This is a genomic window from Desulfovibrio sp. TomC (genome assembly GCF_000801335.2).
In the GTDB taxonomy this organism is placed as follows: Bacteria; Desulfobacterota; Desulfovibrionia; order Desulfovibrionales; family Desulfovibrionaceae; genus Solidesulfovibrio.
Genome location: NZ_JSEH01000013.1, coordinates 13,139 through 35,723, shown reverse-complemented (window position 1 = coordinate 35,723; position 22,585 = coordinate 13,139). Strand labels below are relative to the sequence as shown.

Genomic DNA, 22,585 nt, shown 5'->3' with positions numbered 1-22,585 from the left:
CCCGTGCCTCTTTTGCCGCCACAGGGTTCCCTCGCCCCCTTCGTCATATGCTCCCCGATCAACAAACCACGGTCCCAACGCCAGGGAATGCCTCGAACGATGAAAATACTCTTTTACGACTGCTTTGCCGGGATTAGCGGCGACATGAATTTGGCCGCCATGATCGGCCTCGGCGTTGATCCCGAGTCTCTGCGGACCGAGCTCTCCAAACTCGGGCTGGATCATGAATTCGCGCTGCGCGTCGCCACCGACGCCCGCCACGGGATTGTCGGCACCAGGGTGGACGTTGTGCTCACGCATGAGGCGGCGGGCCATGATCACGGACACGCCGCCGCCATGCACGAGCATACCCATGACCACCACCATGGGGACCACGTGCATACGCACGAGCACGGGCACGAGCACGAACATGGTCAGGCGCACGAGCACGAACATGGCCAAGCGCACCAGTACGAGCACGGGCACGGGCACGAACATGGCCAGGCGCACCGGGGACACCGTCACGCACATGGCCCGAACCGGAATCTCGCCAATATCGAGGCCATTATCCAGGGGAGCGCCTTGGATGATGCGATCAAGGCCACGAGTCTGCGCATCTTTCGCAAAGTGGCTGCGGCCGAGGCCCGCGTCCACGGGAAGACTGTCGACGAAGTCCATTTCCATGAAGTGGGAGCCACCGACTCCATCGTGGACATCGTGGGCGCGGCCATCTGTTTCCACCAGTTGGGCGTGGACGCGGTGTGGGCGTCCCCGGTGGAACTGGGGGGCGGTTTTGTCCATTGCGCCCACGGCTGCATCCCGGTCCCCGCGCCGGCCACGATGGAGATCCTGCACGGCATCCCGACCACCCGAGGCGCGGTGAAACAGGAAACCGCAACACCGACGGGCGCGGCTATCCTGGCGACCCTGGTGGACACCTTCACCTTAACCCCAACGATGGTGACGGAAAAGACCGCTTACGGCATCGGCCACCGAGACATGGACATTCCCAATATCCTGCGGGTCCACCTGGCCGAGGTCGACAGGCCTGGAAAGGGGTGAAGGACATGACGCCCTCTCTGCCGCCAAAAGACCAAAAGTACCGGAACCTGCTTTGCGAACTGCGCTCCATGCAAAAGGTCGTGGTCGCGTTCTCGGGTGGATTGGACAGTACTTTTTTGCTGCATGCCGCCAGGCAAGCCCTGGCTGACGACGTGTTGGCCGTCACCATCGCCGCCGACTACACGCCGGAATCGGAGGTCGAGGAGGCCAAACGCACGGCTCAGGCCGTAAACGTCCGCCACCGGGATCTTTCCAGGGAACATGGCCTTGTCTGGGACAAGCCCTCCGGGGCGTGTCTTCTCTCGCGCATTCCCCACGACACACGCATCGAGTCCGTGGAGCTGCGGCGCATCGACCAGGCCGAAGCCCTCCTGAAAAATCTGGGATTGACTGCGGTGCGGCTGCGAAGCCATGGCGATCTCGCTCGCATTGAAGTGCCGCACGACCGGGTCGCCGGGATGGTCGAAGCGGACAGGCGTCATGGGATCGACGCCCGACTCAAGGCGCTGGGCTACCGTTATGTGACCGTGGATCTCGCCGGCTACCGCATGGGCAGCCTTAACGAAAAGACCGCGTAAGCGAAAACAAGATTGAAGACCATGAACACACAGGAAACGTTGAAGCAATTGCTGACCGGCATCCAAAACGGCAGCCTCGATGTGGAACAGGGGATGGAGCAACTGCGCGATCTCCCCTTCCTGGACATCGGCCACACCAAGATCGACCTGCACCGCGCGCTGCGAAACGGCTTCCCCGAAGTGATCTACGGCGAGGGCAAGACCCCGGAACAGGTGGGCGACATATTCGTTCGCATGCGTGAGCACGCAAACGTCCTGGCCACCCGGGTTTCGCCCGAAATGGCCGCGCATGTGCAATCCGTCTGTCCGGAAGTCCGGTACAACCCCCTTGGGCGCACCTTGACCGCTGTCCGGGGAGATATCGTTTACCGGGCGGGGGAGATCGGCATCATCACCGCCGGGACCTCCGACCTCCCGGTAGCCGAAGAAGCCCGCGTAACCTGTGAAATGCTCGGCAGTCGGGCCTTTGTCATCTCCGACGTGGGCGTGGCCGGCATCCACCGGCTCCTGGGCAAGCTCGACGAGCTTCGCAAGGCCCGGGTGCTCGTCGTGGTGGCTGGCATGGAAGGAGCGCTGGCCAGCGTCGTTGGAGGGCTGCTGTCCCAACCCATCGTGGCGGTGCCCACCTCGGTGGGCTACGGGGCTTGCTTCTCAGGACTCTCCGCGCTGCTTGGCATGCTCACTTCCTGCGCCAGCGGCGTGACCGTGGTCAACATCGACAACGGTTTCGGCGCAGCTTGCGCGGCCTGCAAGATCAACAACATCTTCCCGAACTGACGACGCCTCCGCCTGACGCGGACGGCCCGGCCCGGGGTTCGAAGCCTGTCTGGCATACATTTCTAGAATAGGGGTTAGGCAAAAAATTCCCCGACTCCAGTTGGCCGAACGGAACTCAGGTTGGCCAAGATATTACCCCGAGAGGTTATCCCAAAAGCCGACGGGGCTAGGCCAAAACGACCTAACCCCTTTAAATGCCTGTAGTGCTCCTGCCAGAACTCGAACCTGGACCGTCTGCAAGGAGCAACCCCAGAAAGTCTCTTTACTTGTCGCCTTTCATTTTCGTCCGCGCATCGGCGACGACCTGCTTGAAACTGTCGTAGCCAAGAGCGGAGGGGACAAGGTAGGGGCCGACGAGAAATGCCGGCGTCCCTTGCAGACCCAGCGTTTCGGCCTGTTCGGAATTGCGTTCCAACAGGGCGACGATCTCCTTTGCATGGGTGTTGAGATCGCTTTCCAGACGGTCCATATCCACACCCGAGGCCTTGACGGCTTCCAACATCCGTTCCTTGGAAATACGCATACCCGGGATGCGCATCAACGCCGCATTGGCCTCGGCATATTTCCCCTGATAACCTGCGGCCAGGGCCAGTCGCGCCCCATAGGCCGAGGCATCCGTCAGCACAGGCCAATCCTTGTGGACAACACGAATTTTGCCATCTGACTTGATCAATTCTTCAAGAGCCGCAGCAGATTGCTTGCAAAAGGGACAATTATAGTCGGAAAACTCGACGATGGTGATATCACCTTTGGGATTGCCGGTGACAGGGGCGGATGGATCGTCGATTATGGCGGCGGCATCCACAGGTTGTTGCGTTGCGACGGCATGCCGCAACGGCGTGATGGCGGCGACTAGGGCCAAACAGACGAGAAGTGCCAACAAACCAGTCGATTTCATGTGTGCATCCTTTCTTTCGTGGTTTACGGGAAGCCGGCTTATGCACCGACCTGTTCAAGGGCTTGGCGAAACTGTTCGACGGAAACCGCGCCGACAGACCGGCTGTTGTCCATCTCCAGGCCGGTATGGGCATTGAAAAACAGCATGGTAGGCGGTCCTATGACGTTGAAACGCTGCATGAGCGCGCGGCTCTCCGGAGTGTCCGCCGTTACGTCAACGCGGATGATGGAGACATTGAGCAGGCGGGAGTGAACGGCCGAATCGGCCATGACCTCCTGGTCGATCTCCCGACAGGCAACGCACCAGTCGGCGGAAAAATCGACCAGGATAGGCTGGCCCTTGGCTCGGGCCTCGGCCATGGCCATATTAAACCCCTCGGTAGTGCTCACCTTGCGGAAGAAACCGCCCGCCGTGCCCATGGAGGCCGCCGGCGCATCAACGCAGGCCGCAAGCGGGCAAGAAAGAGGGAAAATGCCCAAACTGGCCGCAAGCAGGAATGTCCCGAAAAGGGCAACCCCGCCGCCGGCCAGACGCATCCCGTGCCCATGGCTTCGCAGCAGGCCGAACCACAACCCGGCCGTGATCGCCAATAGCCCCCATAATCCTTGGGTCACCTGCCCAGGCAGCGCCCGCCCCAGCATCCAGATCGCCAACCCCAGGAAGAGAAAACCGAAAACCTGCTTGACCATGACAAGCCAAGCCCCGGATTTGGGCAGCAACCTGCCGCCAAATGCGCCGAAGGCAAGGAGCGGCATCCCCATGCCAAGGCCCAAGGCAAACAAGGCCGTCGCGCCCCTGGCGACATCGCCTGTTTGCGCCACGTACAAAAGCGCCGCGGCCAGCGGTGGCGTCACACAGGGGCCGACGATGAGAGCCGATCCGAAACCGAGCAGCGCTGCGCCGCCGACGGAGCCCCCGCCTCCACCCGTGGCCCGTGACAGGCGCGCAGTGAGGGATGCCGGCAAGGCCAGATCGTACAGGCCGAACATGGAAAGCGAGAGGACCACGAATACAAGGCCCATCACGACGATCGCCACGGGCCTTTGCAGCCAAACCTGAAGATTTTGACCCGACCAGGCAGCCACAACGCCAAGGGCCGCATACGCCAGGGCCATGGCCAGCACGTAGGCGGCGGAAAGGACAAGTCCTTTCCGGGCCGAAAGCTCCTGGCCGGACCGGGCCAGCATGCCGGAAAGGATCGGCACCATGGGGAAGACACAGGGCGTGAAGGCCAAAAGCAGGCCGAAGCCCAAAAAGCTGAGCAGCAGAGAGGGCATGCCGCCGGAAAGTTTGGACGCAAACACCCCATCCGTCTTGCCTTGCGCGGTTTGCCCCGGCCCGGCGGACCGGACTGGTTCCGGTGCAAAACCCTTTGCTTCCGGAGTCACCGAAAGCGTGGACAGATCGATTCTCTGGCGCACGGGGGGGTAGCACACGCCATGTGCAGCGCAACCTTGGTAGGTCACATGGATCGCGCCCGAGGAAGGCAGGGTCGCCCGGGCAATGGGCGCCTCCACGCGATCATGATAAATGCGTACGGTCCCGAAGGTTGGATCGTCTTTTTCCACCCCGGCGGGCAGCATGAGGGACACGGCTTTGCCGTCGTCGGTCCTCACATCGATCCGGTCCTGATACAGATAATGCCCTGGGGCGATGTCCCAGGTGCAGATGAGGGCCTTGTCGCCGCCTCGCACGACGCTCAGTCGGAATACCGCATCGGCTGGCGGCGGCGTCTTGGCGGACACTACGGCGGGAAGCAGGATCAGCGCGACAAAAAAGGCCAGGCTGTACGTCCACGGAAATGCTCTTGACATGCTGCTCCTTCCTTGAATGAAGTTTCCCTCAGTTTCACTGCCCACCTTAAGCCAGCCTTAAGGCGCAAAAAGGAAACCGGGGCGGGTGGAGGAAACGGACATGCGGATTCTTATTGTCGAAGACGATCAGGTCCTTGCCGACGGGCTCAAGGTGGGACTTGGCTTGGCCGGAATGACCGTGGACCTGGTCGGCACCTGCGCTCAAGCCCGTGAGGCACTGGCCACGACGGCCTTCGACGCCATGGTGCTCGACCTGATGTTGCCGGACGGTTCCGGGCTTGATGTGCTCAAGGGCATGCGCCAACGGGAAGATCGCACCCCGATACTTCTGCTCACCGCCCTTGATGAAATTTCGAATCGGATCAAAGGACTCGACCTCGGCGCCGACGACTACCTCGGCAAGCCTTTTGATCTGGACGAACTGGCCGCGCGCATCCGGGCCATCGGACGGCGTGGCGCCGGCCGTGCAGCCCCTTCCCTGAGGTCCGCCGGCGTCGAGCTTGACCCGTCAACCTTGGCCGCCTCCCTGGATGGCCAGCCCCTCATGCTGTCCCGGCGGGAATTCGCGGTCCTGGCGCTCCTCATGGAGCATCCCGGCGCGATCCGCTCCAAAGGTGAAATCGAGGATCGCCTCTACGGCTGGGGCGAGGAAGTGGAAAGCAACGCAGTGGAGGTGCATGTGCATCATTTGCGGGCCAAGGTAGGCCGGGAAAAAATAGAAACGGTGCGCGGACTCGGCTACCGGATGCGGGTCGCCCCATGACGTCTCTGCGTCGGCGTCTTTTTACCATCCTGGTCGCTGCCACGGGCGTCATATGGCTGTGCGGCATCCTCTGGCTTTTCGTGGGGGCCAAGGCGGAACTCGAACATGTGCTCGACACCCGCCTTCAGGAGGCGGCACGGATGGTCGATTCCCTCGTGGCCAAAAGCGAGCCCTCCCTTGCCGCCGCAGCAAGCGCCGCCGCAATGCCGGAACACTACGAACGCCAGCTTTCCTGCCAGATATGGTCCCTGGACGGACGCCTCATCGCCCGGTCCGGCAGCGCGCCGGACGTCTCCATGACTGACAAGGCGACCGGTTTCTCTGATCGCCGCATCCTCGGCGAGAACTGGCGGGTGTATACCATCGAAAATCCCGCCAAGGGCGTGCGCGTGATGATCGGCGACCGCCTCGGCCAACGCGACCAGCTTGTGGCCGATCTGGTCAAGGGCCTTTCCATCCCCGCGCTCCTCATGCTTCCCGTGCTCAGCCTGCTCATCTGGTTGAGCCTGGGACGCGGACTGCGGCCACTGCTCGACATGGCCGGGGAACTCAAGTCCCGGGAAGCCGACGACATGCGGCCTCTACCGGCACAACACGCCCCGGTCGAGCTGCGCCCTCTGGCCGAGGCCTTAAACAGCCTCTTCGCCAAGGTGGAGACGGCCCGACGCCACGAACGGGACGTCACGGCCTTCGCCGCTCATGAGCTGCGCACGCCCTTGGCCGGATTGAAGACGCAGGCGCAAATCGCCATGGCAGCCGACGATCCAAGCGTCAGGCAAGGAGCCCTGCGGCATATCCTGCTTTCTGTTGACCGCGCCACACGCCTGGTGCGCCAGCTGCTGACCCTGGCCAAGCTCGATAGCGGACTGGAATCCATTCAAGCCGAGTGCGTATGCGTCGGCGTCGTGATCGAGGAGATCAGCAAACCGGCGCAGCCGGCGGCAAGGATCGTCACGGTCCGCATCGCTCCCGCCCTGCGAGACTTCATAGTCACGGCGAACCGGGAAACGCTCGGCATCGCCTTGCGCAATCTCCATGAAAATGCCGTGCAGCATACGCCGGAAGGTGGCGCGATCACCTGGGATGTCATGCCGAACGGACAGGGCGTGATCATCGAGGACGAAGGGCCTGGCCTGGCCCCTGACGAACTTCCCCTGGCGACACAACGCTTTTTTCGCGGCAAACGGCAGCCCCCCACAGGGTGCGGGCTGGGGCTCGCAATCGTCGAGGCAGTGCTGCAGCAAATGGGAGGTGGTCTTGTTCTGGAAAATAGAGAAGGAGGCCGAGGCCTTAAGGCCATGGCTGTGTTGCCACGCGCCACCGGTTCATGCCCTTGAGGTTGTCTGGAGGCAGTGCGGGCTCTGGGAAAATGGCCTTGGCCGGTTGCCTCTTTCTGCCCCATGGTATCCAGCCCCGCATTCCCATCTCCCCCACCGTCTGCCTCTACGCAGGACAACGTCTGCCTGGATGTTATCCAAAATTTCCTCGTTATCCCGTATGGTTGACCAGGATGTTATCCAACCCGGTTATCCACATGATAAAAGGGGTCAGGCCAAACATGGCCTAACCCCTTGATTTTATTCTGGTGCGCCCGGCAGGATTCGAACCTGCGGCCGTCTGCTTAGAAGGCGGTCGAAAAGACCCTGCAATTCTTGTACTTTTTTAAAAATCCTCGTCATTTTGTCTATTACTTGTCCACCGCTACCCCGCTTTTCCCGTCCCTTTCCGTGATTGCTAGACCAAAAATAGACCAAAATCTGTGTCATTTTATAGCGGGTGAAACAAACAAATCCCAGGGTTCCGGAGTGATTCCTAATTCTCCAGGAATTATAAATGGTTGAGGGGTTGATCGGAATTCGGGAGGATTTTGAATGGCATTCAAGAGGTCGTGGGTTCGATTCCCTCCAGCTCCACCACGAAGCATGCCAAGGGGTTACCGAGAAATCGGTAACCCCTTTTTCTTTGGCCCCGTGCCAACTCACCGCCAACGTTCCTGTTGGCTCTGACAGCCCAGGCCCCGGCCGGCTGACTCGCTTCCCTCCCCACCCCGGGGGCGACCTCTTGAAAATTTTCAAGAGGTTACCTGGAAAAAATTCCAACAGTCCCCCAAATTCCCTGTCTTGATTTGGACGTTTGGCCATTTCCGATGCGTTGGCGGCGGAAAATGAACGGCGTCACGGTGCCCAGCGGCAAGAACGCACCTACGCGTCGCTGGGTTTCGTTTGCATGCGGCTATTGTTCTGTTTTCGCAGAATATTTCTGTCGGCTGCGACCTGACGATGGACATTAGGACATTTCGAGTGCGTGGTTGCGCAAGTTCGGCCCTGATGAAAATCTCTTTTCCCGAACACTGGGCTCCTCCTGTCCAGCTCCCCGGCCGCCAGCCCGGACACCCCCTGGATTCGCGCCCTACGCCCCCTTCCTGGGCCGTTCCTCTGGGGCTGGAGTTTTATCCCCCCGGTCCCATCCCCGCTCCAGGGTGTGCTTCCTCGGCTGAAAGCCCGATTTCCTTTGGGTTCGCACCGGGTTGGACTTTTGGATATTTCGGATGCATCCGCTGAAAATTTGCTTGGGTGGAAACATCAACCTTGTTCATTTCCCCCGGCAAACATCCCATTCCAATAAAGAAGGCCAGCAAGAACCCTTCGCTGACCTTCTCCTTTTACTTCCGAAATTGTTCTGACAATCCTAGTGGTTGACTTGTTTTACGCGCACTCGTGAATGAACAGCAGCCGCAGTGCCTGGAAACTTCATTGGTCATATATAATCTGCCCTAGGCGGACTAAAAACGTCTAGAACTTCGCCTGGAGATATGATTTCGATGCGATGTTCGACATTCCTAGGAATAGTATAAGAATCTCCTGGGCCTATCTCTTGGTCTTGATCGTTGAAGATGATGCGATATTTTCCTGAAATTATATAGCCGCTTTGCTCGTTTGGATGTTTATGAAAAGGAACGTTATCCCCTGCTTTATAGAGCATTTTGGCTACCATGGACTCGGATCCGTGTGATAGCAAAACAAAGTCAACGCCGAGAAAGCTCCTCTGTTGCGCATCCTCTGATTTAACGATCATGTTTCCTCCTTCGTTTAGTTCTGAAGTTAATCAAGAGGTCAAGAGTGACGCAAGATTTGATCAGCAAATAGCAATAGTGCGATAGCAGTCATCGAAGCCCCAGAAAATTGACTCACTATTCGTGCAGCGCGAGGACTCGTTTGTAGAACTGCTTTTGAACAATAGCCGACAAGTAAATAAATGACGCCGCAGCTGATAATGTGAACAATTCCTAGTGCCATGATCTGAGCAGCGATAGGCCAAGAGGCTGCTGGATCGGTGAACTGTGGAAGAAGTGCGAAGAATAGTATGAACCCTTTGGGGTTTAGGCCGCTCACACCAACGCCCCTTATTGCCCAGCGTGACCATGAATCGGATTCTTGCGCCTCACCAACTTGAGGGACAGAAGGATGACGCAGCGTATTTATTCCAAGCCATAGCAGATATATAGTTCCTAAAGCCGTTATACTTGTCATGATAATAACATTCTGCGAAATTAACACTCCAAAGCCAACTGCGATGATTGCTGTAATGATCAAATAGCCGATTAATAACCCGATCACGGCTGGTAAAACCATCCGACCGCGCATCCCAGCTGAGATTGTGTATGCCCAATCCATCCCTGGTGATATCACCAGCAGAAATGAAACAGCCCAGAATGCCGCGAGAATTCCTATAGCCATGTCTGAACTCCTATGCTGTAATGGAGTCGTAAACTGGCCAAAGGATATGCTGATTTAATTAGAATGTGCTTGCAATTTTTCCCTTTAATGGAGAAAATTTTGGAAGGATTATTCGAATGGACGAGATTGATAGAAAAATTCTTGCGGAGATTCAGCTCGACGGTCGCCTCTCAGTCACTGAGTTGGCCGACAGGGTTGGGCTAAGCCTTTCTCCATGCCATCGCCGCATACGCGCGCTTGAGCAGTCAGGTGTGATAAAAGGGTATCGCGCACATCTTGACCCCGGTGCGCTAGGTCTGAATTTTTCCGCCCTCGTTTTTGTTACTTTGCGTGAGGGTAATCGCCAAGCCGTCGAATCGTTCGAAGATGCAGTCATGAAAGTTCCGGAAGTGATTGACGCACAGCGTCTCTTTGGAGACCTCGACTATCTCCTGAATATTGTAACTTGTGACCTCCCTTCTTTTCAACGGCTTTACGACGAACACCTTTCTACCCTGCCAAGCGTTCAGCGACTTACATCGACTCTCGTAATGAAAAACGTTGTCAAGGATCGTTCTCTTCCATTGATAGCAAGATAAAAGGTTAGGGTTTTTCATCTCGGTTTTTAAATGATCTGAGCCTTACTTTAACAATTTGGTTCATTGGCACGGGCATCGAAGACTGACCCTGATGCAGTGTTTGACGCAGGAACAGCCGGAGCGATTCAAAGTGGCTGGGAATTTACCCGGCCCCATTGGTCTTCCTGGACCAGCTCGTCCTCTCCCCCAGCGCCGCCCCGGCCGCCCCCCCCCTGAATTCGCAACCTACGCCCCCTTCCTGGACCGTTTTCCTGGCCCTGGGGCCTTTGCCCCCGGTCCCATCCCCGCTCCAGGATGGACCCCCTAGGCTGAAAGCACAATTTCCCGTGGGCTTGGCCTGTCGGCAGGGAATGCGCACAAATTTCTCAGCGAACTTATTGAGCTTTTCCCAGACTGCCTGAATTCACGGTGATTCTTTTGAATCCACCTCAAAAAAAGCACTAGACAGAGTTGCGGCCCGGCCCTATATCTTAGTCGTGTCCTTTGTGAAGGTTGTCTGCAATCTTAACGGAGGGAATGCCATTGGGTGAATTAAATGTCGGACAGTCTCCCTCGCAGTAGAGCACTTAGAGGCCAGCAACAAATACAATCTGGCAAACTCCACGTGTGGTAAACACGAGCTCTACACTCTTAGTCGAGGCCGCCACAACAACCCATTAGTCATTTTTACATCGCAACTTTACTGGCCCCGGCTTCTACAGTCGGGGCCTTTCGTTTTTTGCACTAAGATGGCTGGCCAAGAACGATTTTTGCTCCTTGGCGAGGGGGGGGCATTGCCGCAATTCATTGTAATATTTATATTTTTTGTTCAAAAAGTTCCTGGTTGGACATTTGGATATGTCAGATGCATCCTGAAAAAAAACGCCGTCAGCGAGCCTGGCCACCGTGCCGATTAGCTACGCGGGCAGGACTGATGGCCGCCATCACCGGTACACGGTGCCTTGTCGTCCCCTGGACAGTCCTGCCGCCTTGCTCGGTGCAGCCGCGTTTGCGGCCCTGCGGCGCAATGTCGACGTGCTTTGGGTGGTCTTGACCGGAATGGGCCTGTCCCTGGTCCTATTTTGAGCCATTGATGTTCTGCAGCGATGCGAGCACATGTAGAACATCGTGAAAAAAGATTGCACTGGCCTGTCCAGCGAAGAACTCATGTCTTTGGTGCAGGATGGCGACAGGATGGCCTTCACCTGCCTGATCCGTCGCCATGAGGCCTCCGTTTTCAGAATCATCTATCGATTTTTCGGAAAAGAAGACGTGGCCAATGATCTGGCCCAGGAAGTCTTTCTGCGAGTTTGGCGTCATTGCGGGAACTACGTCCCGACAGCCAAATTCACCACATGGCTGTACACGGTGACCGCAAACTGTTGCCGTAGCGAAGCGCAATCGCTGTGGCGACGTCATATCCGGCTCATCGGATCATTCTGGACTGCCGGTGACGCTGCCGCTCCGGAATTCCCCGAACCCATCGTCCCCACATCCTCGCCAGAAGACGCGCTCCTCCAGGCGGAGCAAAGTCAGCTGGTCCTGGCCGCCATCCGGTCATTGCCCAACAACCAGCGGCTGGCCCTGGTGCTTAGGCGGTATGAAGAATTGTCCTACCAGGAAATTGCGGCCATTCTGGACTGCTCGGTCCCTGCCGTGGATGCCCTCCTGGCCAGGGCCAAAGCCAGTCTTTTAAAAAAATTGGCCGCCCACCACAAATAAACCGCAGGTTTTTTCTCTTTCGCCGGTTCCACTTTTGAGGAGCGGCCAAAAGTCAGTCCCGGCCAATGGTAGTGGCTCCTTTGGCATCGGGCTTGGCGCGGTCATGCCCCTTTCTGTCCTTGGCGTTCAGGCTGCTGCCTGACCAACCGGTTTGAGGAATCGTACCCATGCAACGACCCGGCAAAAAGTATTGGATTGCGGCGGCCGCTCTTGTGGCAACGGCTGTTTTGGTGAAGACAACCATTTTTGCGCCCGTTTCCGTTAAGGTCACCAAGCTCGTCAGCCGGGATCTGACGGCACAGGTTTATGGCAATGGAACGGTCGAGGCCAAGATTGTCGTGGGGATTTCCAGCAAGATCACGGGGAAGATTGTCGAACTCCAGGCAGACCAAGGAGACCTGGTCAAGCAGGGCTCGCTGCTGGCCCGGTTGGAAAACGACGATTTGTCCGAGCAGGTGCGCCAAGCCGAGGCTTCTGTGCTTAAGGCCCAGGCAGCCCAAAACGTTGAAGCAGCCACTTTGCAAAAGGCCCTGGCCAATGTGGATTTGGCGAAAAAAAACGCCGAACGCTTCGAACGTCTGCTGGAGAAGGATTATGTTCCCAAAAAAGATACAGAAGAGCTTCAAGTTGCTTTCCAGGTAGCGAAAGAAGAAGTCAGTCGGGCTCATGCCGCCCTTGAATCGGCCCGGATGGACGAGAAACTGGGTACAGCCAGCCAGAGGTTTGCTCAAGCGAAACTCGCAGATGCCCGGATATACGCCCCCAGTGATGGATTGATCCTGTCCAGGGACTTGGAACAGGGGGCCATCGTGACTCCGGGACAGACCATCTTTCAGTTCACGGACCCCAGGACGGTATGGATCAAAGCCAATGTCGACGAATCGCACATGGCTGGGGTGCGGGTCGGAAACGCCGCTATCATCACGTTGCGGAGCGCCCCTGGCGAGCAGTTTCCAGGGCGGGTTGCCCGGATTGGCCGGCAAAGCGACCGGGTCACCGAGGAATCCGAAGTGGATGTGATATTTGAACCACCCATTGAACACTTCCGGTTGGGAGAGCAGGCCGACGTGTTCCTTGTGACCGGTGCGAAAAACAGCGTCCCGTCGCTTCCCTCCGTAGCGATTGCCTCACGCGGTAAGACACGCGGGGTATGGGTTCTCAAGGACGGTCGGCTTGGTTTCAAGGCCGTGGACATAGGCATTGAGGACCGGCGAGATTTCGTGGAGGTGCGAAGCGGCCTTGAGGAGGGCGAGCAGATCGTGGTCGCTCCAACGCAGGCCATGAGTGCGTTTGCAGATGGACAGCGGGCCAAGGTGTTGCAATGAATCTGGCCGTACGCGATATCCGTTACAATAAAGGGCGTTTCATCCTGACTTCCCTGGGCCTCGGGTTGCTCATCGGCGTGGTGATGAGCATGGGCGGCATCTATCGCGGCCTGTTTGCCGACGCCATGTCCATCAGCGAGGCCACAGCAGCGGACATCTGGGTGGTGCAGCAGGACACCAATGGCCCGTTCGCTGAAAATTCCCGCGTACCAGAAGACCTGAAATACCGCATTGCCGCCGTTCCCGGCGTGGCCGAGGCCTCGCCTTTATCCTTCCAGACCATTCAGGTTGATCGCCAAGGCAAGTTGTTCCGGTTCTTCCTGGTCGGCTACGACTTGCAAGGCCTTGGCGGCCCTCCGGCTATCCTGGCTGGCCGGGGCATTCGACAGAAGCATTACGAGATGGTGGTTGCTCAGGGGATGCAGATGAAGCTTGGCGAGACAATCCATCTCGGCCTGCATGACTATACGGTGGTCGGCATAACCGGGAAAATGGTCTCTTCCGGTGGAGATCCCCTTGCTTACGTGAGCTTGTCTGATGCCCAGGATATTCAATTCAAGAAAGACAATAATGCCATTCGCAATGATCGGGCAAGGAATGCTGCGACCCTAAGCGACATTAAGACACTTTCTCCTCCCCAGGCTGCAGCCATGGCCTCGGTTATTTCCGGCATCACCGGATCGACCCACGTGGTGAACACCGTGGTGGCCCGGCTCGCCCCGGGGGCGGATCTGGAAGCCGTGCAGGAACGGATCAGTCGCTGGAATCACTACCGGGCCATGTCCGAAGCCGAACAAACCCGCATCCTGACGATGGGCCTGATCGAAAAGGCGCGAATGCAGCTGGGTCTCTTTCGGATTATCCTGCTGGTTATCTCGGCGGTCATCATTTCGCTTATTATCTACACCTCGACCATCGACAAGATTCGGGTCATCGCCACACTCAAGCTCATTGGTTCTCCCAATGGGGTGATTGTGGGTATGATCCTGGAGCAGTCCTTGCTCATGGGGGTACTGGCCTACGGCATCGGCTATGCCCTGATCACCTTGACCTATGAAAAATTCCCGCGCCGCATCGTTCTGGAGGCTTCTGACCTCCAAGGACTCTTTGTCCTCATCCTGGCCATTTGCACCATTTCAAGCTTGGTCGGCATCCGCAAGGCCATGCGGGTCGAACCGGCGGAAGCCCTGGGAGGCTAGTCCATGTACGCGGTCGAGATCGAAAGTCTGACGAAAATCTACGGCAAGGGCGAGACAGAGGTGACGGCTATCGCGGACGCCACGTTCCAGGTCGCGCCTGGAGAACTGGTGGCCATTCTCGGTCCGTCCGGCTCTGGGAAAACGACGCTTCTGACCGCCATCGGGCTTATCAATGAACCCACCTGTGGCCGGGTGGTCATTGACGGGACAGTCGTTGCCGCGAATGGTTGGACGCCGGGCCAGGATCTCAAACGCATCCGGCGGGAGAAACTTGGATTCATCTTTCAATCGCACAACCTTATCCCTTTTTTGACCGCCATGGAAAACGTGATGGTTGCGCTCGAAATCAATCACATCCCCCGTAAGGAAGCCAAGGAGCGGGCGGCAGAATTGCTGTCAGCACTGAATCTGGGACATCGGCTGAACAACTACCCAACCGCCCTTTCTGGCGGTGAGTCGCAACGCGTTGCCATCGCCCGGGCGCTGGCCAACCGGCCCAAGGTGATCCTGGCTGACGAACCAACCGCCGCCCTAGACACAGAAAACGGCCACAACGTCATGGCGCTCCTTAAAAAATTGGCTGTGGAAAACCGATCAGCCATCCTGGTTGTTACCCATGACCACCGCATGGTCGAGGGGTTCGACAGAATATTTGAAGTTCGTGATGGCCGGATCACCCATGAAGTGCATTGAGCAGCCCCGACAAACGGAGTGAACGGTATGAACAAGCCAACAGCCTCAAAAAAAGACTGCGCCTCGGTTCGCAGGAAGCTGTCAGCCTTTGCAGACGGCGAAGTATCGTTTGATTGGTTTCTGGCAATAGAAGCGCATCTCAAGGAGTGCCCGGACTGCCGTCTGGCCTTGGTGGAGTTGCGGCAACTCTGGCAGGACCTGGACGATTCGATTTCGGTGCAACCAAGACCGGAATTCGCTCGGGAGGTTATGCGAAAAATCACCGAGCAATCCCCATCGAGCCATCGCGATTGGCGAAATGCCTTGGCGAATATGTTTCCCGCTCCCGCCGCTATAGCCGCCATGGTCCTGTTCGGGCTCATGATGGGGGGCTGGATGGGACGGAGTCTTTGGCAAGAGGGGATTGGACCATTGGCTACAGGAGCGACATCGCAAGAGCAGGCGGTGACCCTGGACGCGCTGGATGTTTTTGCGCCAACGCCGAGAGGCTCTCTGGCCCAGGGTTATTTCGTGCTGGTAAGTGAAGTTACGCAGGTGAAACAATGAAAAACAAAATATTGATTTCTGTTTTGGCGGCTTCCCTGGCCATGAATTTGGGTGTTGCCGCCATGTTCGGCCTGAGATTTATTCAGACAAGAGGTGTGACCCCTCCAAACGGATGTCCCCTTGTTTCGAACGATGATCGTTTGTATGCATTACTTGGTCTCTCTCCCGACCAGCTCGCCTCCATAACACCCCTGGCGCAAAAGTTTCATGAAAAGATTGGCGCGCTATCAACTGAAATCCACGGGAAGCGTGACATCATGATGTCTCTGATGGAACAGGATAACGTGGATATGTCCAAAGCCAATCAAGTCCGGCAAGGTATTTTGGAGCTTCAATCCACGATGCAGCAAATGGTTTTCGACCATATTCTGCAAATGAAACAAATACTGAACCAGGATCAAAAGAAGCAATTTTTCCAGGTGATGCGCCGAAGTTTCATCCAGCAAAACCTTCCCTGTAGCCAATAAACGGCCTGGAGGCCATCAACCATGCGATTTTCCTATGTCTGGCGGGAAATTTCCTTGCGAAGGAGACGGCATCTCACCGCAATTTTCGGACTGAGCGTGGGAGTGGCCCTTCTGGTCGGTCTCCAGGTCCTGGCCGGGGCGTACAAAGAAGCGGCGCGGATGCCGCTTCAGGAAATCGGAGCCGACATCAGCATCCAGCGATCCGGCGATGTCCCCCAAGAACTGCAAGGAGCGGTATTTCCCTGCTCGGCCGTGACCATCCGGCGCCAGGAAGTGGAGCAAATCCGCCAGATGCCTGGAGTCCGTGCCGTTGGGCAGGCGCTTTTGATGTGGGTCTTTGACAAGGATCAGTTCGCCATGGTGATGGGGCTTGATCCGACAAATCCCTTGGGACCTGGAAAGCTTCGAAATTTTGTCACCAAAGGTCGGTTCCTTGAAGGGAACGCTCCCCAGACTCTGGTGGATGCAACCTATGCCCGGGACCGGCAACTCGACGTCGGCGGCGTGGTGACGATCCTAAATAAGCCCTATCCGATCGTTGGGCTGGTCGATGCTTCGCGCGCCTCCAAGATTGCCGTGGCCAACGTCTATCTGCCCCTGGCGCAAGCGCAAATGATGGCGAAGGCTTCGCCCCAGGTCCAGGGTGTCTCTCCGTTTGACGCCGAGGATGTGAATCTTGTTTTCGTCACAGCGGATCAGGAAGTGATTCCCGATCTGGCCGCCGCACTTAAACAACTCCTGGGGGATAAGACCGCAGTCGCGACCCCGGAGTCGTTCTTGCGACAGCTTGGCAATCTCTTCGCCCTGTCCGACAAGTTCGCTGCGGCGACCTCGCTGATCGTGATGGTCGTGGCCTTTCTGATGGTTTTCAAAACGATCGCCGGCGGCATTCAGGAACGAGCCCGGGAGATCGGCGTGCTCAAATGCCTGGGCTGGACCAACGGGGACATCATCGGGCAGCTTTTGGCGGAGTCGATGACCCAATGCTTTCTGGCTGGTCTCCTTGGCCTTGGTATCGCCTGGGTTGTATGCTTCGTCTTGGGATTTCAGCAGGTCAATATCCCTATCCCCTGGGAGATGAGCCCCACGCCGCATTTTCTCCCCGGAGGCGGGGAACCGGTGTTTAAAACCGTGGCGCTGCCTGCCAACCTCTCCTGGTCCATTGCCGTTTTCGCTCTGGTCCTTTCCCTCCTGGTCGGCGCCATCACCAGCATTCTGTGCATCGGGCGCATAACCCGGATCAAACCTTCAGAGGTTCTTCGCCATGAATGATCACATCCTGTCTGCTACGGATATCAAGAAGACCTTCGGACCCGTCGAGGTGGTAAAAGGCGTATCCCTTGTCTTGAAAGCTGGGGAGTTCGTGAGTCTGGTCGGAAAATCAGGCAGCGGAAAGACAACGCTCCTGTCCTTGATCTCCGGGTTGGATCACCCGACCTCGGGGCAGGTCACCCTTTGCGGCAAGGATATCGTCACCGCCTCGGAAAACGAATTGGCTCTTTTCCGACGGGCCAATATTGGGTTCATCTTCCAATCGTTCCAGTTGATTCCGACGCTTTCTGCCTGGGAAAACGTGGCCGTCCCCCTTTTCCCTGTCAAGATGGCGGAGGAGGAGCGCCGGGAGCGGGCAATATCCCTCCTGCAGCAAATGCAGCTAGAGCATCGCCAGGACCATCTGCCCGGGGCTTTATCAGGAGGCGAGAAGCAGCGGGTGGCCATAGCCCGCGCCCTTGTCAACAATCCCAAGATCATTTTCGCCGACGAACCGACCGGCAACCTGGATTCACAAACGGGTGAAGCCATAATGCGGATACTGGGAACGCTCCATAAGGAACACGGGATGACCATCCTGATGGTCACCCATGATCTGGAATTATCCCAAACAGCCGACCGCGTGCTTCGCATGCAGGATGGAGAGATGCTGTCATGAACAAAGTCGTTGTCATTGCGGCCATGGTGCTGTCCCTGGTGTTGCCTGGGCTGGCCAAGGCCTCTGGCCCGGCGGTGATCGATGTCCTTTTCATGAATCATGGTCCCCTGCGACCGACACTCAACAATATGAAAGATCTCTTGGCCACTTATGACGACAGGCTCACTGTCCGCTGGCATGATTTTGAAAGTCGAGAAGGAGAGGATTTCATGGCCAAAATGGGTGTCACGCGCCATGTCCCTCTTGTGATCTGGATCAACGGCAAGGAAACCATGGAAATTGACGGCGCACCGTGCACCTTTTCCGGTTTCCCCAGTGGAGCTGGGCCAGCCATGTTTCAGGGGAAGTGGACGCTTGAACTCCTGACCAAGGCGCTTGATATGGTCACGAAGCAAAATTGAAGCGGGGCCATCGGCATGCGCTATTCCTACATTGTACATGAATTGCGGCACAGGTCGCACCGAACGCTTCTCAACATCCTGGGCATAGCCGTCGGGGTCGGGCTCTTTGTGTCCATCAACGCGGTTTCTGCCGGTTACCAGAAAGCGGTCAGCCTCCCCTTCGAAAATCTGGGTGCTGATCTGGTCGTGCAGCGCGCTGAAAAGAACCGGCAGCTCGGCCAAGGGACCCTGTCCATGCGGGGCATCAAACTGCCTTTTTCCAATCAGGTCATATCCGTTGAGGAGTTTGACGCCTTGAGCCGCGTGGATGGTGTTGCCGCCGCTTCCGGCTCCCTTTTGCTCTGGGAGTTTGTCTCGGGAGGATTCCGAACGATCATGGGGTTGGATACCGCACAGCCCGACCTTGGGCCTGTGCACCTGACGCAGTGGACAAGCCAAGGCCATGCGCCGCAGCAGGCCGGCGAGGCCCTGGTGGAAAAACACTTCGCCAAGTTTCGCGGCATCCACCTGGGTGATTCCCTGGAGATTGGGGGCAAGCCTTTTGCCGTCGTCGGCATGCTGGAGATACGCGAAGGCGCACAGGTTGCTGCGGCCAATATTTACCTGCGGCTTGCCGATGCCCAGTCGCTGCTTCCCGAGGCGCAGGCCCCGATCAACGTGGTTTACTTACGGCTGCGTGATCCCGCCATGCAAGGAGCTGTACAACAGAAAGTCCTGGCCGCGTTTCCAGGCTTGTCGGCCAGCAGTTCCGACAGCTTTCTGGAACTGATGGGCGGCGTTTCGGTGATCACCGGCAAGTTCTCCGTCGTGGCCTCGCTGATCGCCTTGGTGGGCGCGATCCTGCTCATCCTCAAATCCATGCTGGCCAGTCTTGGGGAGCGTCTTCCTGAAATCGGGGTGCTCAAGGCGGTCGGGTGGACAGGGAAGGATGTTCAGGGGCAGCTTCTGGGGGAAGCCATGGTCCAATGTCTGCTCGGAGGGCTGATCGGCATAGGGCTCGGGTATCTCGGAGCCTATTGCATCGGGACACTTTCCATTCCGATGAATACGGCCTGGGAACTCAACCCAGTCCCTGCGTCGGTGAAGATCGGAGCGTTGGCCAACCAGGCAATCCAGCTGCCGATTCAGCTTTCGTGGAAATTGGTGACCGCAGCCCTGGCCTGCTCGATTGTCACAGGCCTCGTTGCAGCTTTTCTGCTGGGAAAAGTTGCCACAAGGATGCGACCAGCAGACATTTTAAGGGAGGGTTACACCTGAATGTGCCCCCTGTTATCCATCCCAAGCCCCCTTGAAATTCCTCGCTTTTTCGTCGGCCCGGCCAAAATGGTATCCACCCCGGTTATCCACACGAAAAATGGGCCAGGCCCACCGGGTTAACGAGAGAATTCTACTCTTCAGAACATCCATTTGTGGTCAAGCGCGCCCCCGAGGGCCAGCGTGAAGACTGCCGGGGTCCGTGTCGCCATGCCAGAAAGTTTTCCAGTCGCTCGCAGCCATCTGCTGGCGAGACGGTCCGGTCTTCCTAAGGACGTCTACGGCCTCCCGCAGCCGGCCCAAATGGCAGCTACCGGGCTGCAACACCGGATTACCGCGTCAACGGCGAGACAATCCCGACGGAAGTGCACGGGGGTGGGATCTTCCCTGTGAAACGGAAGCCCATTTCCTACGGCGGCAGCTACTGCAACAACAACATAAGCATAGGGGCAACGGATGTCGTCGGCTTGGCGATCTCGGCCGCTTCGATGCGGTTGTTATCGGAGTCGGCCACGTACAATACGCCGGCATTGCTGATGGCAAGGCCTACCGGAGTATGGAATTGCCCGTCGTCCCTGCCGGCGGCCGAACCGGAATCGCCGCCGCCGTAGCGTGTCCAGTTGCCCGAGACGTCGCGGACCTGGAGGCGATTGTTGTCCGAGTCGGCGACATAGAGGTTGCCGGCGGCGTCCACGGCCACGCCGGAGGGTGATTTGAACTGGCCAAGCGCCGTGCCTTCCGACCCGATGGCCGTCCAATTGCCTGCGACGTCACGGACCAGGACACGGTTGTTGTACTTGTCCGTGACGTAGAGTTTGCCGGCGCGCAGCGTCAGGCTGTTTGGCGAGGAGAAACTCCCGAGGTCCGAGCCGGGGGTGGTGATGGCCGTCCAGGTGCCGTTCGTGTCGCGAACCTGGAGGCGGTTGTTCCCCGCGTCGGCGACATACAGGTTGCCGGAAGTATCCACGGTAATGCCGGTGGGGTGAAAGAACTGTCCGAGACCGGTGCCATTTTCGCCGATGCTCGACCAGATACCTGAGGCGTCGCGGATCTGGAGGCGGTTGTTGACGGTATCGGCTACGTAGACATTGCCGGCGGTGTCCACGGCGACGCCATTGGGGGCGAGAAATTCTCCGAGGCCGTAGCCCTCGCTGCCGGTGGCCGTCCAGTTGCCGGTGGTATCCCGTATTTGAATGCGGTGGTGGAGCATGTCGGCGAGATAGAGGTTGCCGGAAGTATCCGTGGCCAGACCGGCGGGGTTGGAAAAATAACCTACCGCGCTGCTTGTGCTGCCCCACAGTATCGGCCAGACGCCTTCCGTCGCCATGGTGCCGACAAACACACTGTCATTGCTGGCGACGAGGATGTTCCCGGAACTGTCCAGGGCCAGACTATAGAGGTTCGGAAAGGTGCTGTAGGCGGTGGCGGTCCAAGAACCGGATGTGTCGCGGACTTGAATGCGGCCATTGTAGTTGTCGGAGACGTAGATGTTGCCCGATCCGTCCACGGCGATGCTTTCCGGCCAATAGAACTGTCCCGTGCCAGAGCCAGAAGAGCCGAACGTCGACCACGTCCCGGTCGAGGCGTCACGGATCTGGATGCGATTGTTGCTGGTGTCGGCCACGTAGATGTTGCCGGAGCCGTCCACGGTGACGCCGCATGGAAAACTGAATTTGCCGGTGGTCGTGCCATAGGAGCCGTAGGACGTCCATTGATTGGAGGTGTCGCGGACCTGGATGCGGTTGTTGCCGCTGTCGGCGACGTAGAGTTGTCCGGCGCTGTCCACCGCGATGCCGTGCGGGGTGGAAAACGCACCGAGTCCCGAGCCGCTGGAGCCAATCGTGGTCCAGTTGCCGTTGCCGTCCCTGACGAGAATGCGACTGTTGGTACTGTCAGGCGAGTATATCGTTCCTGAAGAATCAACGGCGATCATATTTTCCATGACACCGATACTTGTGTCTGGGCCGGCGATGGTTGTCCAGTTTCCTGCGCTATCGCGTTTCTCTATTTCGTTATACGTTACATTGAGAATGTACATCGTGCCGTCGCTTTTGACGACGGCGTTTTTGGCCGTTCCCACGCCGTAGGTGAACTGGCTGGTATTGACGGGCGCTGCCCTTGAAAAACTCAGTGGTTTTGCAGCACTGGGCACGGCTGTCCACAGGATGAAAGCAAGGAGCATCGAGACGCAAAGCAAGCTGTGCCTTCCATTGTTTTTCATGGCTTGTACCTCTTCAGAGTTTGCATGCGAAGAAAGCATAAGCGGCGTGCCGTCGACAAGGCCGCAGCGGCGTGCGGGAAGAACCGGCAGTTATCCCTCCCCCGATTTTCCTGATGGCATCGTTATTCTCTGGGATCGTTAACACCAACATGTGTTGAAAAGCTGTCAGTAAAATCCGTGATCTTGCGTAAGGGAATTCAGGGACAGCCCAGCGTCGCTCGGGATGGGAAAAGCGTTGCACCGGCAACGGGAGGGAGGATGCGTGCCGCCTGGACGGGGCAGGCCAGGCAAGAGAGGCGACCGGCCGGTCAACCGTCTCTCAGGTTGGCGAACGCGCGCAATTCCGAAGGCGTAGAGAAATTTTCGGGATCCGACGTTCCTGCCGCCTGCCCAAGCACGGCCAACGTCTGCCCGAATGTTATCCAAAATTCCCGCGTCATCCCGTATGGTTGACCAAGATGTTATCCAGCCCGGTTATCCACATGACAAAAGGGGTCAGGCCGAAAACGACCTAACCCCTTGATTTTATTCTGGTGCGCCCGACAGGATTCGAACCTGTGGCCGTCTGCTTAGAAGGCGGTCGAAAAGCCCTCGCAATCCTTGTACTTTTTTAAAAAATCCTCGTCATTTTAGTCTATTACTTGCCCACCGCTGCCCCGCTT

The 22,585-nt window shown here is 57.7% G+C and carries 21 protein-coding genes and 1 pseudogene; 16 read left to right on the top strand and 6 right to left on the bottom strand.

Annotation, left to right across the window (positions count from 1 at the left end):
• Positions 1-99: 99 nt before the first annotated feature.
• The 3 genes and pseudogenes from NY78_RS13465 to larB all read left to right on the top strand — a co-directional run.
• Positions 100-1,023 (top strand): annotated as a pseudogene (locus tag NY78_RS13465) (LarC family nickel insertion protein); the annotation flags it as partial.
• Between the two features lie 23 nt (positions 1,024-1,046).
• Positions 1,047-1,619 carry an asparagine synthase-related protein gene (locus NY78_RS13460; RefSeq protein WP_043636918.1) on the top strand — a complete coding sequence of 191 codons (573 nt, stop codon included), beginning with the start codon at positions 1,047-1,049 and terminating at the stop codon, positions 1,617-1,619.
• Positions 1,620-1,640: 21 nt separating this feature from the next.
• Positions 1,641-2,396, top strand: a complete 756-nt coding sequence (larB, locus tag NY78_RS13455; RefSeq protein ID WP_043636915.1) for a nickel pincer cofactor biosynthesis protein LarB — start codon at positions 1,641-1,643, stop codon at positions 2,394-2,396.
• 262 nt (positions 2,397-2,658) lie between these two features.
• Here larB and NY78_RS13450 read toward each other — a convergent pair whose 3' ends face one another.
• Both NY78_RS13450 and dsbD read right to left on the bottom strand, forming a co-directional pair.
• Positions 2,659-3,294 carry a DsbA family protein gene (locus tag NY78_RS13450; protein WP_043636912.1) on the bottom strand — a complete coding sequence of 212 codons (636 nt, stop codon included), beginning with the start codon at positions 3,292-3,294 and terminating at the stop codon, positions 2,659-2,661.
• A 38-nt stretch (positions 3,295-3,332) separates the two neighbouring features.
• The gene (gene dsbD, locus NY78_RS13445) at positions 3,333-5,108 is read right to left on the bottom strand and encodes a protein-disulfide reductase DsbD (RefSeq protein ID WP_043636910.1); all 1,776 of its coding nucleotides are present in this window, start codon (positions 5,106-5,108) and stop codon (positions 3,333-3,335) included.
• Positions 5,109-5,208: 100 nt separating this feature from the next.
• On the opposite strand from dsbD, the gene NY78_RS13440 reads away from it, so the two are divergent.
• Both NY78_RS13440 and NY78_RS13435 read left to right on the top strand, forming a co-directional pair.
• The gene (locus NY78_RS13440) at positions 5,209-5,871 is read left to right on the top strand and encodes a response regulator transcription factor (protein WP_043637130.1); all 663 of its coding nucleotides are present in this window, start codon (positions 5,209-5,211) and stop codon (positions 5,869-5,871) included.
• Positions 5,868-7,208: an ATP-binding protein gene (locus tag NY78_RS13435; protein ID WP_043636907.1), complete on the top strand. Its 1,341-nt coding sequence runs from the start codon at positions 5,868-5,870 to the stop codon at positions 7,206-7,208. The genes NY78_RS13440 and NY78_RS13435 overlap by 4 nt, the downstream gene beginning before the upstream one ends.
• A gap of 1,420 nt (positions 7,209-8,628) precedes the next feature.
• Here NY78_RS13435 and NY78_RS13425 read toward each other — a convergent pair.
• On the bottom strand, positions 8,629-8,946 hold the full coding sequence (locus NY78_RS13425; protein ID WP_043636904.1) for a cupin domain-containing protein: 318 nt from the start codon (positions 8,944-8,946) through the stop codon (positions 8,629-8,631).
• 38 nt (positions 8,947-8,984) lie between these two features.
• Positions 8,985-9,608 carry a LysE family translocator gene (locus NY78_RS23755; protein ID WP_082140010.1) on the bottom strand — a complete coding sequence of 208 codons (624 nt, stop codon included), beginning with the start codon at positions 9,606-9,608 and terminating at the stop codon, positions 8,985-8,987.
• Positions 9,609-9,724: 116 nt separating this feature from the next.
• Here NY78_RS23755 and NY78_RS13420 point away from each other — a divergent pair, with 116 nt between their 5' ends.
• Complete coding sequence (locus NY78_RS13420; protein WP_043636902.1) at positions 9,725-10,186, top strand: Lrp/AsnC family transcriptional regulator; 462 nt, start codon at positions 9,725-9,727, stop codon at positions 10,184-10,186.
• A 1,056-nt stretch (positions 10,187-11,242) separates the two neighbouring features.
• On the opposite strand, the gene NY78_RS25520 is transcribed toward NY78_RS13420, so the two are convergent.
• The gene (locus NY78_RS25520; RefSeq protein WP_231583998.1) at positions 11,243-11,389 is read right to left on the bottom strand and encodes a hypothetical protein; all 147 of its coding nucleotides are present in this window, start codon (positions 11,387-11,389) and stop codon (positions 11,243-11,245) included.
• Between NY78_RS25520 and NY78_RS13415 the strand changes: the two genes are divergently transcribed.
• The 10 genes from NY78_RS13415 to NY78_RS13370 all read left to right on the top strand — a co-directional run bounded on the left by NY78_RS13415 (position 11,333) and on the right by NY78_RS13370 (position 19,705).
• Positions 11,333-11,887, top strand: coding sequence for an RNA polymerase sigma factor (locus NY78_RS13415; protein WP_043637128.1), 555 nt, complete (start codon positions 11,333-11,335; stop codon positions 11,885-11,887). The genes NY78_RS25520 and NY78_RS13415 overlap by 57 nt on opposite strands.
• 167 nt (positions 11,888-12,054) lie before the next feature.
• Positions 12,055-13,212: an efflux RND transporter periplasmic adaptor subunit gene (locus NY78_RS13410; protein WP_043636899.1), complete on the top strand. Its 1,158-nt coding sequence runs from the start codon at positions 12,055-12,057 to the stop codon at positions 13,210-13,212.
• Entirely contained in the window at positions 13,209-14,411 is a 1,203-nt protein-coding gene (locus tag NY78_RS13405; RefSeq protein WP_043636897.1) for an ABC transporter permease, read from the top strand. Before NY78_RS13410 ends, NY78_RS13405 begins: the two co-directional genes overlap by 4 nt.
• Before the next feature lie 3 nt (positions 14,412-14,414).
• Positions 14,415-15,104: an ABC transporter ATP-binding protein gene (locus NY78_RS13400; RefSeq protein WP_043636894.1), complete on the top strand. Its 690-nt coding sequence runs from the start codon at positions 14,415-14,417 to the stop codon at positions 15,102-15,104.
• Positions 15,105-15,131: 27 nt separating this feature from the next.
• Complete coding sequence (locus NY78_RS13395; protein WP_043636891.1) at positions 15,132-15,650, top strand: anti-sigma factor family protein; 519 nt, start codon at positions 15,132-15,134, stop codon at positions 15,648-15,650.
• On the top strand, positions 15,647-16,117 hold the full coding sequence (locus NY78_RS13390) for a Spy/CpxP family protein refolding chaperone (protein ID WP_043636888.1): 471 nt from the start codon (positions 15,647-15,649) through the stop codon (positions 16,115-16,117). Before NY78_RS13395 ends, NY78_RS13390 begins: the two co-directional genes overlap by 4 nt.
• A gap of 21 nt (positions 16,118-16,138) precedes the next feature.
• The gene (locus tag NY78_RS13385; RefSeq protein ID WP_082140008.1) at positions 16,139-17,389 is read left to right on the top strand and encodes an ABC transporter permease; all 1,251 of its coding nucleotides are present in this window, start codon (positions 16,139-16,141) and stop codon (positions 17,387-17,389) included.
• Positions 17,382-18,047, top strand: a complete 666-nt coding sequence (locus NY78_RS13380) for an ABC transporter ATP-binding protein (RefSeq protein ID WP_043636883.1) — start codon at positions 17,382-17,384, stop codon at positions 18,045-18,047. Before NY78_RS13385 ends, NY78_RS13380 begins: the two co-directional genes overlap by 8 nt.
• The gene (locus NY78_RS13375) at positions 18,044-18,448 is read left to right on the top strand and encodes a hypothetical protein (RefSeq protein WP_043636880.1); all 405 of its coding nucleotides are present in this window, start codon (positions 18,044-18,046) and stop codon (positions 18,446-18,448) included. Before NY78_RS13380 ends, NY78_RS13375 begins: the two co-directional genes overlap by 4 nt.
• A 15-nt stretch (positions 18,449-18,463) precedes the next feature.
• Positions 18,464-19,705, top strand: coding sequence for an ABC transporter permease (locus NY78_RS13370; RefSeq protein WP_043636877.1), 1,242 nt, complete (start codon positions 18,464-18,466; stop codon positions 19,703-19,705).
• Between the two features lie 418 nt (positions 19,706-20,123).
• Here the strand turns inward: NY78_RS13370 and NY78_RS23750 are convergent, their stop codons facing one another.
• Positions 20,124-21,923, bottom strand: a complete 1,800-nt coding sequence (locus tag NY78_RS23750; protein WP_197084247.1) for an NHL repeat-containing protein — start codon at positions 21,921-21,923, stop codon at positions 20,124-20,126.
• Between the last annotated feature and the right edge of the window lie 662 nt (positions 21,924-22,585).

Bases quoted from the DNA above. Each gene is read 5' to 3' on its own strand.
- NY78_RS13460 (WP_043636918.1), top strand. From the start codon at position 1,047: ATGACGCCCTCTCTGCCGCCAAAAGACCAAAAGTACCGGAACCTGCTT.
- larB (WP_043636915.1), top strand. From the start codon at position 1,641: ATGAACACACAGGAAACGTTGAAGCAATTGCTGACCGGCATCCAAAAC.
- NY78_RS13450 (WP_043636912.1), bottom strand. From the start codon at position 3,294: ATGAAATCGACTGGTTTGTTGGCACTTCTCGTCTGTTTGGCCCTAGTC.
- dsbD (WP_043636910.1), bottom strand. From the start codon at position 5,108: ATGTCAAGAGCATTTCCGTGGACGTACAGCCTGGCCTTTTTTGTCGCG.
- NY78_RS13440 (WP_043637130.1), top strand. From the start codon at position 5,209: ATGCGGATTCTTATTGTCGAAGACGATCAGGTCCTTGCCGACGGGCTC.
- NY78_RS13435 (WP_043636907.1), top strand. From the start codon at position 5,868: ATGACGTCTCTGCGTCGGCGTCTTTTTACCATCCTGGTCGCTGCCACG.
- NY78_RS13425 (WP_043636904.1), bottom strand. From the start codon at position 8,946: ATGATCGTTAAATCAGAGGATGCGCAACAGAGGAGCTTTCTCGGCGTT.
- NY78_RS23755 (WP_082140010.1), bottom strand. From the start codon at position 9,608: ATGGCTATAGGAATTCTCGCGGCATTCTGGGCTGTTTCATTTCTGCTG.
- NY78_RS13420 (WP_043636902.1), top strand. From the start codon at position 9,725: ATGGACGAGATTGATAGAAAAATTCTTGCGGAGATTCAGCTCGACGGT.
- NY78_RS13415 (WP_043637128.1), top strand. From the start codon at position 11,333: ATGTCTTTGGTGCAGGATGGCGACAGGATGGCCTTCACCTGCCTGATC.
- NY78_RS25520 (WP_231583998.1), bottom strand. From the start codon at position 11,389: ATGGCGACGGATCAGGCAGGTGAAGGCCATCCTGTCGCCATCCTGCAC.
- NY78_RS13410 (WP_043636899.1), top strand. From the start codon at position 12,055: ATGCAACGACCCGGCAAAAAGTATTGGATTGCGGCGGCCGCTCTTGTG.
- NY78_RS13405 (WP_043636897.1), top strand. From the start codon at position 13,209: ATGAATCTGGCCGTACGCGATATCCGTTACAATAAAGGGCGTTTCATC.
- NY78_RS13400 (WP_043636894.1), top strand. From the start codon at position 14,415: ATGTACGCGGTCGAGATCGAAAGTCTGACGAAAATCTACGGCAAGGGC.
- NY78_RS13395 (WP_043636891.1), top strand. From the start codon at position 15,132: ATGAACAAGCCAACAGCCTCAAAAAAAGACTGCGCCTCGGTTCGCAGG.
- NY78_RS13390 (WP_043636888.1), top strand. From the start codon at position 15,647: ATGAAAAACAAAATATTGATTTCTGTTTTGGCGGCTTCCCTGGCCATG.
- NY78_RS13385 (WP_082140008.1), top strand. From the start codon at position 16,139: ATGCGATTTTCCTATGTCTGGCGGGAAATTTCCTTGCGAAGGAGACGG.
- NY78_RS13380 (WP_043636883.1), top strand. From the start codon at position 17,382: ATGAATGATCACATCCTGTCTGCTACGGATATCAAGAAGACCTTCGGA.
- NY78_RS13375 (WP_043636880.1), top strand. From the start codon at position 18,044: ATGAACAAAGTCGTTGTCATTGCGGCCATGGTGCTGTCCCTGGTGTTG.
- NY78_RS13370 (WP_043636877.1), top strand. From the start codon at position 18,464: ATGCGCTATTCCTACATTGTACATGAATTGCGGCACAGGTCGCACCGA.
- NY78_RS23750 (WP_197084247.1), bottom strand. From the start codon at position 21,923: ATGAAAAACAATGGAAGGCACAGCTTGCTTTGCGTCTCGATGCTCCTT.